At 41.2% G+C, this 12,872-nt stretch carries 11 protein-coding genes; 3 read left to right on the forward strand and 8 right to left on the reverse strand.

Annotation, left to right across the window (positions count from 1 at the left end):
* Window positions 1-259 precede the first annotated feature (259 nt).
* Both I3254_RS00005 and I3254_RS00010 read right to left on the reverse strand, forming a co-directional pair.
* Window positions 260-484, reverse strand: coding sequence for a hypothetical protein (locus I3254_RS00005; protein ID WP_000743213.1), 225 nt, complete (start codon window positions 482-484; stop codon window positions 260-262).
* Window positions 481-1,218 (reverse strand): recombinase family protein, encoded by a 738-nt coding sequence (locus I3254_RS00010; protein WP_001366550.1) that lies wholly within the window; start codon window positions 1,216-1,218, stop codon window positions 481-483. Before I3254_RS00010 ends, I3254_RS00005 begins: the two co-directional genes overlap by 4 nt.
* 289 nt (window positions 1,219-1,507) lie before the next feature.
* On the opposite strand from I3254_RS00010, the gene I3254_RS00015 reads away from it, so the two are divergent.
* The 3 genes from I3254_RS00015 to I3254_RS00025 all read left to right on the forward strand — a co-directional run bounded on the left by I3254_RS00015 (window position 1,508) and on the right by I3254_RS00025 (window position 4,523).
* Complete coding sequence (locus I3254_RS00015; protein WP_101204374.1) at window positions 1,508-2,095, forward strand: recombinase family protein; 588 nt, start codon at window positions 1,508-1,510, stop codon at window positions 2,093-2,095.
* 502 nt (window positions 2,096-2,597) lie between these two features.
* Window positions 2,598-3,587 carry a nucleotidyltransferase gene (locus I3254_RS00020; RefSeq protein WP_201547033.1) on the forward strand — a complete coding sequence of 330 codons (990 nt, stop codon included), beginning with the start codon at window positions 2,598-2,600 and terminating at the stop codon, window positions 3,585-3,587.
* 6 nt (window positions 3,588-3,593) lie between these two features.
* Complete coding sequence (locus tag I3254_RS00025) at window positions 3,594-4,523, forward strand: S-4TM family putative pore-forming effector (protein ID WP_238050354.1); 930 nt, start codon at window positions 3,594-3,596, stop codon at window positions 4,521-4,523.
* Between the two features lie 71 nt (window positions 4,524-4,594).
* On the opposite strand, the gene I3254_RS00030 is transcribed toward I3254_RS00025, so the two are convergent.
* The 6 genes from I3254_RS00030 to parA all read right to left on the reverse strand — a co-directional run bounded on the left by I3254_RS00030 (window position 4,595) and on the right by parA (window position 12,770).
* Complete coding sequence (locus I3254_RS00030; RefSeq protein WP_201547035.1) at window positions 4,595-5,632, reverse strand: Abi family protein; 1,038 nt, start codon at window positions 5,630-5,632, stop codon at window positions 4,595-4,597.
* Window positions 5,633-5,821: 189 nt separating this feature from the next.
* A complete protein-coding gene (locus I3254_RS00035; RefSeq protein ID WP_238050356.1) occupies window positions 5,822-8,923 on the reverse strand; it encodes a type I restriction endonuclease subunit R in 3,102 nt (1,033 codons plus the stop codon).
* A complete protein-coding gene (locus I3254_RS00040; protein WP_238050359.1) occupies window positions 8,916-10,058 on the reverse strand; it encodes a restriction endonuclease subunit S in 1,143 nt (380 codons plus the stop codon). Before I3254_RS00040 ends, I3254_RS00035 begins: the two co-directional genes overlap by 8 nt.
* Window positions 10,055-11,596 (reverse strand): type I restriction-modification system subunit M, encoded by a 1,542-nt coding sequence (locus tag I3254_RS00045; RefSeq protein ID WP_238050361.1) that lies wholly within the window; start codon window positions 11,594-11,596, stop codon window positions 10,055-10,057. The genes I3254_RS00040 and I3254_RS00045 overlap by 4 nt, the downstream gene beginning before the upstream one ends.
* A 322-nt stretch (window positions 11,597-11,918) precedes the next feature.
* A complete protein-coding gene (locus I3254_RS00050) occupies window positions 11,919-12,128 on the reverse strand; it encodes a plasmid partition protein ParG (RefSeq protein ID WP_238050363.1) in 210 nt (69 codons plus the stop codon).
* Between the two features lie 3 nt (window positions 12,129-12,131).
* Window positions 12,132-12,770, reverse strand: a complete 639-nt coding sequence (parA, locus tag I3254_RS00055) for a ParA family partition ATPase (RefSeq protein WP_198337109.1) — start codon at window positions 12,768-12,770, stop codon at window positions 12,132-12,134.
* Window positions 12,771-12,872: the final 102 nt, after the last annotated feature.

Consider the following 12,872-nt stretch of genomic DNA (forward strand, 5'->3'; position numbering starts at 1 on the left):
GACCAGTATCCCGATCCCGGCTGGCCGTCCTGGCCGCCACATGAGGCATGTTCCGCGTCCTTGCAATACTGTGTTTACATACAGTCTATCGCTTAGCGGAAAGTTCTTTTACCCTCAGCCGAAATGCCTGCCGTTGCTAGACATTGCCAGCCAGTGCCCGTCACTCCCACTCGATTGTAAACAAGCACACAAAACCCTTTAGTGACAACAATTTGCAAGAACTATCAGGCTCAGTGCCATGAAAAATACCATGACCAGATCATGAGGTTGAACACGGCTTGCGCCGGCAGCGTTCACGCTCCTGGTCGGCGATCTCGCCCGGCTGCAATGCTAGCTCAGCATCGGTCATGCGCTCCAGCACGTCGCGTAGGCGGATGGTGCAAGGAATGGGCGGCAGCTCGAACTCATAGCCGCCGGCGATCATTTCGGCCGCAATCTCCTCGGTGATGAAAAACGGCTCGTCGTCTTGGTTCGGCTTCTTCATGCCCTTTCCTCCTGGCGCTCATCCTGGCCGACAGCGGCCAGGGCATCGGCTTCCGTCAATGCGTCCTCCACGAACGCGCCGTGCTGCTTCGCTTCGGCCTGGCTGACCTCGGCCCATATCCGTTTCACCTGGGCCGCACTGTACCCGGCCAGCTCGGCGGTCTTGTTGATGCTGTAGCCGGACTTGCGCAGCGCGACAACTTGGGCGCGGCGCTTCGGATCAGCACGGCGGCCCTTGTACCGCCCGGCCTGGCGGGCCAACTCAATGCCTTGGCGCTGGCGTTCGCGCCTGTCCTCGTAGTCGTCGCGGGCCATCTGCAAGGCCAGGCGAAAAAGCATGATCTGCACGGCTTCCAGCACGATCTTGGCGACGCCCTGGGCCTCGGCCGCCAGGTCGGATAGATCGACCACGCCAGGGACGGCCAGGCGTGCGCCTTTGGCCTGTATCGAGGCCACCAGGCGCTCGGCCTCGGGCAAAGGTAGGCGGCTGATGCGGTCGATCTTCTCGGCAATGACCACCTCGCCGGGCTGTAGGTCGCCGATCATGCGCAGCAGCTCAGGCCGGTCGGCGCGTGCGCCGGATGCCTTCTCACGGTAGATGCCGGCGACGTAGTAGCCGGCGGCCTTCGCGGCCGTAGTGATCGCCTCTTGGCGTTCCAAGTCCTGCGCGTCGGTGCTGACGCGCAGATAGACCCGCGCCACCATCGGCGCGGCTACTGGCTTCGTCCTGCGCATACTTGCGGGCTCCTTTGGGCATACCCCAAGGGAACCAACCATTTAACCCTTCAAACCTATTAACAGACTACTCAAAATAGACTGTTAATATGGAACTATCTATAACAGGCTTTTGAATTATGGGACTGGTCGCCGCGCTTTTGCCCTATCATTAGCCTATACCTTAACAGTAAAACCCCCAAACGATAACCTAGCTATCATTAGACTTGTTTCTATTATTAAATGATAGTAATATCTTGATATTATCAATGAACATTATTTATTGAGTCTAAATAATAGAGGTAGTGTTATGAGCGTTCGTATTTATGTGAGAGCAAGCACTAAGGATCAAGACGCTAAGAGAGCCTTATCTGACTTGATTAGCTTTAGCAAAAGCTACGATGATAGCTATGCTGAATATATTGAGCATTTCAGTGGTACGAAGCTCGATAGACCCGCACTCACTCTGTTACTCAATGACGCTGAAGAAGGAGATATTCTACTGGTTGAAAGTGTGGATAGATTAAGCAGGCTATCTCAAGATGATTTTGCAATCTTAAAGCAGCGCATTAAAGACAAGGGCTTACGATTGGTGGTAGCTGATCTACCAACCACGCATACGGTCAGTGAAGGTATGACCGGGGATATTCTCAGGGTGATCAACGATATGTTAATCGACTTATTAGCCACAATGGCAAAGCTTGATAACGACAAGCGTAGAGAGCGTATCAAGCAGGGATTGGCTAACAGTGGCTATAAGCCCACTGGTAAAAAGCCTAATACAACGAAACATAATCGTATTATAGAATTAAACAGTCAAAACAATATGACAAAAGAGGAAGTAGCTAAGGCAGTTGGTGTTGGGGTAGCTACCGTTTATCGCGTATTAAAAAAGTAGTTAGTCATCAGTAGCAGCTTAGGTATAGCTTTTTTATTCAACACTAAGTATTGAAATTAAGTATTTAAAATGTTTTAAGTAAAGACATGTAAAAACGATTCAGTTGACAAGAGTTCAAGCTATTTTTGACAATATTTTGAGTATTTTGAGTATTTTGAGTATTTTGAGTATTTTGAGTATTTGAGTATTTGAGTATTTATGATCATATTTAGTGAGAATGGCCATAATCTAAAGCGGGCTGTATAGACTCTTTTTCAGCACGCTTATCGTCTTACTTTTCGGTGAAAGCCTTCAGATATGGTTTAGTAAACACAATCACCTAAAGTAGTCTGTCAAAAGTAGTTCCATCATATCAGTCTATTTTAAGTGGTCTATTAGTTGATAAGTGAACCTAATTAGGTAGTACCTTTGAGGCATGTTCTAAAAATAACTAATATATCTAATCGATGCTAAAATAGAACAAAAATTTATTTTATACATAACAAGATGGAGACTACATATCTTGCCAAAGACAGTTAATGCCGCATTTGCTTCTTTCATGAAGAACACGGTTAATCTAGATCCTGATAAAGTCAAAACCGCAAGAGCTAGTAGGAATTTTTTGCAAAGTAAGATTAAAGGGTTCGATAATTTTTTTCCTTTATATGGCGAGAAAGATATCAGTTTCGGCTCTTTTGCTAGACGTACTAAAATACGAGAATTAGACGACATTGATATAATATTTACGCTAAAAGCCACAGGTTGTAGCTGGAGTGAAGATATTAATGGAACAGTTTATATACATACTCCTGAGGATTCAGAGGAATATAGAAACTACCGTCATTCTGATTCTCTCAAACTAAACTCAAGAAAAGTATTGGGTAAGCTCTTAGTTTCTTTGAAAGGAATATCTCATTATGGACAAGCAGAGATGCATCGCAACTTACATGCCGCAACCCTTAAATTAATTAGCTACGAATGGAATTTTGATGTCGTACCTGCATTTTTCACAACTGAGGATTATTTAGGTAGAAGTTACTATATTATTCCTAATGGAACAGGGGATTGGATGAAAACAGATCCAAGAATTGATCAAAAACGAGTTTCTCAAATCAACACAAATAACAATGGAAAGGTGCTTAATCTAATTAGGTTGGTTAAATATTGGCAACGTCGTAAAACGATGCCCTTAATGCCTTCTTATTTACTAGAAAATTTCGTTCTTAAATATGCTGACGAAAACGTATTAAGTGAATTCGTTGATGTGGGATTTAGGGATTTCCTCCTATTCCTAGCTAATAATATTCATAATGCCTTATATGATCCAAAAGGAATTCAAGGCGATTTAAACACTCTTAGTTATGATGATAGGGTGAAAATAAATACGAAGGCAGCTAGTGACTACTCTACAGCTAATAGAGCTTTTAATTTAGAGGTTTATGATCAAAATCAGGAATCCGCCATCAAAGAGTGGAAAAAAATATTTGGTCCATATTTCCCTAATTATGAGTAATTGCACATGTTGAGCATCGTCGATAATCAAAAAACTAAAGAAGCAATTAAAGCTGGATTAGCTTTCCGCCAAGCTTATAATTATTCAAAAAACTATAAAGCTTGTTTATGGGGTTTAACTTTTTTGCTAGCAGCAGCTCAGTTATTAGTTGTCATAATAAGTAAATATCAGACCAAGATAAACTACATAGAAAATTTAGACTTCTTACCAGTTGCGATTCTTATCGTATATGTATTAATCAATAGTTTTGGTAAGGATAAGATGAAGCGTTGGCATGATAAGGGTTGTGAAATACAAAGCTTACATGACTCTATAGCTCTAGGTGTTACTAGTAAGACTAGAGACCTCGCTATACCTCAATCAGAAATAAATAATTTATACGAGAGTAGGAAGAAAAAGCACCCTGATGACGTGAACACATTTGCCACTTGGTGGGATAGTAGCCTAAACGATATAAGTTTTTTTGAGTCTCGTATAGTTTGTGCCTATGTTACTTTTTTTTGGGAAGTAGAGCTTCGAAAAAAATACCAAAGATTTTTAAGTCTTATTTTAATTATTATTATGATAATAAGCCTTATAGTTATCTCCTACTATAATTTTCCTCTAAGAGAGGCTTTGATCTTTATTATTGCGCCTATCACTCCATTTATTTCATTGTTAATCGAAGAGCTTTATGACAATAATAAATGTATTGATGTGGCAGAGGATATAAAAAAGGATAGCTGTCATGATTGGCAAAACGTTTATGACAATAAATTTAATGAGGCCGAAATCAATGATAGCTTTGAAAAACTTATGAGTAGATGGCATGTTTATCGATTAACTACATTACCAATATTTGAATGGCTCTATAAACTGACACAAAAAAGCATGAACATGAACATGGTAGCTAATACAGATTCGCTCGTGGAAAAACTTAAATCACGTAGTAATTAATACTTAATTCATCCCAGGTTTTACATGGAAGGCTTTAGAAATGGCTTTTAATCAACAGACTTATTCTGAATTCATGGCAAAGCTTGACTCCAAAATGGGTCATCATACCAAGCCTCAGGCATTCCCATATTAGCTTTGGAAGTTAGGATAAAGGTATTGCTTTCAATAAGCTGTTTAAGCCTTTCTGCCCATGATGACTTTGGACTGATTTTATAGAGCATGGTTTGCATGGCAACTAAAGTGATATAAGTGCGCCTATGAGCCTTAATAGCAGGGTTGTTCAAAACAATTTCATTTTGTAGCCACATGATGGCAGAAGATGTCGGTATTTTGATGCTACGGCCATGCTCTTTGTTCCAAAGCCTACTATGATGAGCGCAAATGTTGCGAATGTCATTGAAGCTTTTAAGCCATGACTCTAAGATTTCAAGATTTAACCCTAAATTTTGGGCTATCTCCTTTTTATATGCGTTGTTAGCAAGTCCACAGTAAAGATAGGTTAAGTCTCCCCAAGTGAGCATTTCAATCATCATCCACGCAGGCGGTAACCGAGGACTATCATATTTTGACAGATAATGGCGTAAAAAATTTTCCTTTCGTGCATGATCTTTAAGCTTAATTTTATCTTCTGGCGATATTGGGCGTTTTTCTATAGCTTTCTCATCACGCTCTAAACGTCTTTTTTCTTTTAATAGCTGTCTTTCAATATTTGCTAGTAGGCGCTTATGTTCATAATCTGGCTTAAAGTGTGTTTCGTCGGTATACCAGAAAGCGTTATTTGCTCGGCAGCATATCACGTTGCAAACTTGAGCGCGTATCGCAACCTCAATTCGCTCAATGGCATCCATAACTAAAAGCCGCAGCTCACGATCGAAAACATATAGGTTTAATACATCATCGAATGTCGTATTGTCTTTAAATTCATGGCTATGATTTAAGTAATTGACTGCTGATTTTTGAAAAGGAATGGTATAAGCGGATAAGCGATAGTAGCCGATGAAACTTAAGTAGCGTACTGCGCGATTTTGATCTAAAACTTTTAATCCCCGTGACTGCCATTGGCTAATATGATCTTCATGGCTTTTGACATCTTTTTTGAATGGAATCATAACAAGGTCTTAGTAAAATTTAGGCAAAAAAAACCTGCCAATTTGAGCATAATCAGATAAATCTGATCATAGGCTTAGCAGGTATGTTATATAAGTATAATATATTAGGTGGCTAATATAATAAAGGCATTTTTACATTTTTTATTAAAAATATTTAAAACATCCCGAGCGAAATCAGTTTTTTAAACGCTATAGCCTCCCACCCACACCTTTAAACTTCTCAACAAAAGCCGAAATTTTCTGAAAGACACTTTGCTTCTTGGTTAGATACTGAGGATTAAGAGGACTTAGTTTAGGTAGGACCTCATTTAGCTCCGTACCATTCTCACTGGCGTATTCACGCTTTAAAGATGCCGTTATATAACGCTTAGCCGCCTCTTCATTAAGATTTTCAGCAACAATCATATCTTGGGCTTCACGCTGCTGCTCTATTTGAGCAAAGTTGAAGAAGGCCTCAATAATGCTGGATTTATCAGGGATGTTATCCAAGTTAGTTTTATTGATGAAATCTACCACTAGGCTTTCTTTAGCGCGATTACCAAGGCTTGCTCTAATTACACGACGTACTTCCTCGACCAAGGCAGACTTGTCCTTGGTATTCTTGTTATTCTCAAAAATCAGCTCAAGGATGTAATCAAGGTTAATCTCTTGAGACTTAAGAAGATCCACCTCAAAAACCACTTCATCCCAGTCAAGCGAGGACTCGCTTTGATCCTTGGCTGCTTTTTCACGGCGCAGCCAATCACGTATGTCGTTATACGTTGATCGATAGTCTTGTATGGTGCGTTCAGCAGGTACATCGATGCTTTGCATGGCAACAAGATCTTCATCCGTCAAATAATGCTCAGCTTTGAATGTCTCAACTGCCTCAGCATCAGTACTATCTATGCTTTGAAGCGCTTTTAGGCTTGCGAACTCATCATAGTTTTGTAAGATGTTCTCGACACGTAGATACTCACCAAATAACTTAGCAAAGTCCTTTTTGTCTGCCTCTTTGACAATCTCATCAGGGTTAGGAAAGCGTTGCTGCAGCTCCTTAATCACCTCCAAATAGCCACGTCGTGCTTTGCCTGTCGCAATATCGGTAAAGCCTTCTAGATACTCCCTATAGCTTTTTTCCAACACGACATTCTTAGTGTTTCTATCCCCAAATAAAGTGATAGCATCAATGGTCGCTTGCTCTAAGTCACGAAACGTCACGATATTGCCAAAGGTCTTAGTGGCATCATAAATGCGGTTAGTACGTGAGAACGCTTGCATTAGCCCGTGATAACGAAGGTTTTTATCAACATAGAGCGTGTTTAAGGTCGGCGCATCAAAACCTGTGAGGAACATACCGACAACAACTAGTAAATCTACTTCCTGCTTAATAACGCGTCCTGCAAGATCACGGTAGTAGTTTTGAAAAGACTTACTGTCTACGCCGTAATTGGTCTTAAACATGTCGTTGTAATCATGAATAGCACGGCTTAAAAATTCTTTGGCACTGCTATTCATGGCGGTAGGCTCAAAGCCTTCGTCAGCAATATCACCGATTGCGTCTTGTTCTTCATTGGCAGCATAAGAAAAGATAGTGGCAATCTTTAAGGGTCTCTCGCTGTCCTTTTGTAGCTGATTCAAGGTCTCATAGTAAGCCTTTGCCGCGTCCACACTACTAACAGCAAACATGGCATTAAAGCCTTTGCCGTTTCCCTTTAAGCGATGGGTTTTTTGCCTAAAGCTGTTTAAGACGTACTTTGAGATCTCTTCAATACGATCAGGGTGTAATAATAGCTGCTTGTTTTCAGCAGCTGTGAGTTTCTTCTCATCCTGTTCGCTCTCAATGGCCTGAAACTGTGGGCGTACGTCATTGTAGTCCACCTTAAACTTCAAAACCTTCTCATCACGAATGGCATCAGTGATGACGTATGAATGCAGTTCATGGCCAAATACACTGGCCGTCGTCTCTGCACCCAAAGCGTTCTCTGGGAATATAGGAGTGCCTGTAAAACCAAACTGGTAGTACTTTTTAAATTTCTTCTTTAAGTTCTTTTGTGCTTCACCAAACTGGCTACGGTGTGCCTCATCAAAGATAAACACCACTTGTTTATTATAAATGGGTAAATCAGCCTCACCTTTGATCAGGTTGTTTAGCTTTTGGATGGTGGTGACAACAATTTTATTATCATCTTTTTCAAGGTTGCGCTTGAGTCCTGCGGTACTGTCAGAGCCGTTAACGCTATCAGGGGAGAAGCGCTGGTACTCTTTCATGGTTTGATAATCAAGATCCTTACGATCCACCACAAAAAACACCTTATCAATAAAAGGCAGCGACGTTGCTAAGCGGGCAGCTTTAAAGCTGGTTAAAGTCTTACCTGAGCCTGTGGTATGCCAAATATAGCCGCCACTCTCAAGAGTGCTCCACTTCTTGGCTTGATAGGCACTGTTTATCTTCCATAGGATGCGCTCAGTAGCAGCAATTTGATACGGACGCATCACCAATGAGGTATTACTCACATCAAAGACGGTGTAATGCATCAGCACGTTTAATAGGGTATTTTTTTGAAAAAAGGTTGCGGTAAAGTCTTTTAAGTCTTTGATTAAGGTATTGTCTGATCGCGCCCAGTTCATGGTGAAATCAAAGCTATTTTTATTGCGTTTGGTGGTATTGGCAAAGTAGCGGGTATCGGTGCCATTTGAGATCACAAACAGCTGTAGGTATTTATATAAGGAGTTATCGGAGTTAAAGCTCTCTTTGCTATAACGATGCACCTGGTTAAATGCTTCGCGAATGGCAATGCCACGCTTTTTAAGTTCAATTTGCACCAATGGCAAGCCATTGACCAAAATAGTCACATCGTAGCGATTGGCTTGTGTGCCTTTTTGAGCAAACTGTTTAATAACCTGTACTTTGTTACGTGGGATATTTTTTTTGTCCAGCAGGGCAATGTTCTGCAGGTGTCCATCATCAAAGGTGAAGTCATAGATATGGTCATCATGAATCTTTCGAGCTTTGTCCGTGATGTTATCACTAGGATTATCAAGATACTCCATCACAAAGCGCTGCCACTCAGCATCTGTAAACTGCACCTCATTTAAGGTCTGCAGCTGTACACGTACGTTAGCGAGCATCGTTTCAGGCGAGTTTAAACCAGGGACAAACTCATATCCCTGGTTTTGTAAGTCTTTGAGTAGTTCACGCTCTAGATCATCTTCAGTCTGATACCCCCCATCAGGCTGATCGCACTTGGTATATTTATTTAAAACGATGAAATTATTCGATTCAGCAATGGTTTTTGTTTGGTCAGTCATGAGCTACTACCTCAGGCTTAGGGAAGCTTAACAGCAGGTCACGGTAATACTCATATTGCTGCTGACGTGCTGTAAGCTCTACGGTAAGCTCTACGGTAAGCTCTTTAAATGTGTCTAACATTCGGACGATTTCAGCCTGTACGCTTAAGGATGGAATGGGAAGCTTCCTTTTTTCAATCAACCCTTTCCCGATGTGCATCATTGTTGAGCCTGTAGCATGTTCTGCTTTAAGTGCCTCAGTATCCCAATCTAGCAAATAAAAGAGATATTCTTTCGAAACTATTTCTGTTTTAGGGATAACCTTCCAAATATGGTAATGATAAATAGCTTTGCTACCTTCCCATATTCTAGGTCCAAATGAGGCAGACCATGCATATAATAAATCTCCATTATCACAGTATTTTTCTTCATTTAATTCAAGGTCTGAGTAATACCAATTATTATTGGTGAAGAAATTACCTACTCTTAAAACAGGATACTTACCTTTTTCTAGTAACTCAGACCTCTTGTAAGCTCTACCATTTATAAAACGACAAACTTTTGCTAGTTCTCTCCACTCAATATCATCCTCTTCAAACGTCAGCAACTGCTCACGATAGTACGCATACTGCTGCTGACGTGCTGTAAGTTCTGCTGTAAGTTCTGCTGTAAGTTCTGTAAATGTGTCTAAAATTCGGACGATTTCGGCTTGGACGTTAAGGGGTGGGATAGGAATTTGAAAGACTTCCATTTGCTTTTTGGAGACCGCTGGAATACCTCCTTTTTGCTGATCTCCAATTAACTTATTCTCTGCGTTTTTCAAAAAATAAAAAACATAAGTCCAGTTTATTTCTGCTGAATTTTTGACTCCAACAGAGTAACAACTATTTCCTGCCCAGTATGGCTGAGATATTCGATTTACAAACCCTGCATTTGCTCCTCTAGCGCTCACAATTATCTTATTACCAGTATTGTTATATTTTTCATAATAGCCTGTTGGAGAGATTCCTCCATTATAGACTGGGTATTTTGCACTCGAATCTTGATTGTTTTTATGAACAAAATCTCCAATAGTAATTGTCGCAATATCACTAAGTGACTTCCACTCAACCTCAACCCCATCAAGCAGCTTCTCCATATAACTTAGCTCACTCATACCTCAATCTCCGCAACGATTTGATCGATATCAGCACGCAGCTTATCAATCTTAGCAACTGTCATCTTAAGCTCGCTATTTAAAGTTTTAATATCAATAACCTCACGCGTATCTTCTGCCTCTACGTAAGCACTTACCGATAAGTTATAGTCATTTTTAGCAATAGCGCTGTTATCGACACTGGCAGACAAATAATCCGTATCTTCTTTAGTATCAAACAACGTCATGATCTGCTCGATATGCGCATCGGTCAGGACGTTAGTATTGGTCTCTGACTTAAACAGCTTACTGGCATCAATAAACTGCGTCTTACCCTCTGTTTTGTGCTTGGATAGCACTAAGATATTAACCGATATAGTTGTACCAAAGAATAAGTTGGGTGCTAAGGAGATCACCGTCTCTACATAGTTGTTATCTACCAAATACTGACGGATCTTTTGTTCAGCACCGCCGCGATAAAAGATACCAGGGAAGCAAACAATAGCGGCGCGGCCCTTACTCGATAAGTAATTTAATGCATGCAGCACAAAAGCAAAGTCCGCCTTTGATTTAGGAGCTAATACACCCGCTGGTGCAAAACGCTCATCATTAATTAACGTCGGATCATCACTACCAATCCATTTCACTGAATACGGCGGGTTAGAGACAATCGCATCAAAGGGCCTATCCTCCCCAAAATGCGGATCTAACAGCGTGTTACCGAGCTTGATATTAAACTTGTCGTAGTTCACGTTATGTAAAAACATATTCATACGCGCAAGGTTATAGGTAGTGTGGTTAATCTCTTGACCAAAAAAACCCTCTTCAATGATGTGATTATCAAAGTGCTTTTTAGCTTGCAGCAATAAAGAGCCAGAGCCTGCAGCTGGATCGTAGATTTTGTTAACCGTCTCTTGTTTGTGCATCGCAATTTGAGCAATCAGTTTAGACACGCTTTGAGGGGTGAAGAACTCACCGCCTGATTTACCCGCATTGGCCGCATAGTTTGAGATCAGATACTCATAAGCATCGCCAAATAGATCAATCTCACTGTCCTCAAACTGATGTAGTTTAAGGCCCGCTACACCCTTAAGGACCGCAGCTAATCGAGTGTTCTTATCCGCGACCGTATTACCTAATCGATTACTGGTGGTATCAAAATCCGCAAACAGACCCTTAATATCAGGCTCAGACGGGTAGCCATTGGCCGAGCTTTCAATTTCTTTAAAGATAGCCGCCAAATCCGTATTTAAGTTCTCATTTCTATGCGCATTGGCCGCCACGTTAGCAAACAGCTGACTTGGGTATATAAAATAACCCTTAGTCTTAATCGCATCGTCTTTAATATCAGCGGTAATCACCTCATCCAAAAGAGCGGCATAATTAACACTCTCATCCCCTGCCTCAATATAACTGGAGAAGTTCTCACTGATAAAGCGATAGAACAAAGTCCCCAACACATACTGTTTAAAGTCCCACCCATCGACTGAGCCACGAACCTCGTTTGCAATTTGCCAAATTTGTCGATGCAGTTCCGCACGTTGTTGGGTACTTGTCATGATGAAAATCCTATAGGAATAATGATGGGGCTAGAAGCCCCTTATGTTTTGTGTAACTTAAATCGTTATTGAGTACGCTTTGATTAAGAGCAATATACCTTAGCACTGCTAACCGTTTTTGGTTCTATTATATGGTGCTGATATAGGAAACAGTGCTTGTTTTGCCATGGGCATTTTCTTTACAGCTTGCTTCTGCGTCTGTCTTAAGAAAACAAGCATCTGATGATACTAGTAAGGTGCACAGCGTTCGACGATATGTATAATTTTTTGAGTTTTTTATACATATCCTTTTTATAGCTATAGAAAAACGAATTTTTTATACCTATCGCTCAACCAATTTTTCCTCAATCATCTCAGTCAACAACTCAGTCACCGTTTTACGATTCTCAAGCGCGTACCGTTTGAGAGCGATGTGCTTATCTTCATCTAGATTAAAATTCACTCGTACCGTCTTTTTGGGACTGTCCGTCACATCCGATAAAGCCAATTGATCCTTAACGTTCTTACTAGGACGACCTGCTGATAAACTCATGACTTACTCCTCACCAAAAAATATTTGAATCTCACTGACCAATGCGGTTATCTCTTGTAACGCATTGCTACTAGGCGATTCGGTATCAAATACTGTCTTACCAAGAGCGGCACTATTAGGATAAGCAACTCGCTGCATCACTCTGGTCTCTAATACCGGAAGATTATAATCAAGCAGCGCGGTTGCAACCTCTTTACCAATATTGGTATTTTGAATGGCGCGTGAGACGACAAAGGCTGCCTTTAGTTGGCCATCCATCATCTCAATACGCTGCTGCACTAAATCAACCAAATCGCTGGTCGCCCAGATATCATAGGGGCTCGGCTGCACCGGAATCAATATAAAATCAGCCGCTTTTATAGCAGAAATAGCCAGACTAGTAGCTTGCGGCGATCCATCGATCACCACATAATCTTTATCAGAGACGTTTTTTAAATCTTTATCAAGTGTTGGTCTGTCGAGCCCGATCACTGGTACCGGATTGTCTTCATCAACCGCTCTCCAGTCACGCGCACTGCCCTGCTGATCGCTATCTACTAGCAGAACACTATGGCCTTTTAACTGTAAGCCACGAGCCAGATGCGTTGCGATGGTAGTCTTGCCGCTGCCACCTTTTTGATTTAATACCGCGATTACTTTCATAAATACAGATCCCTGTAGCACACATTAAGTATATAAGTATATAAGTATATAAGTATATAAGTATATAAGTATATAAGTATATAAGTATATAAGTATATAAGT

Origin of the sequence: Psychrobacter sp. Ps2 (genome assembly GCF_022129405.1) — a bacterium.
GTDB lineage: Bacteria > Pseudomonadota > Gammaproteobacteria > Pseudomonadales > Moraxellaceae > Psychrobacter.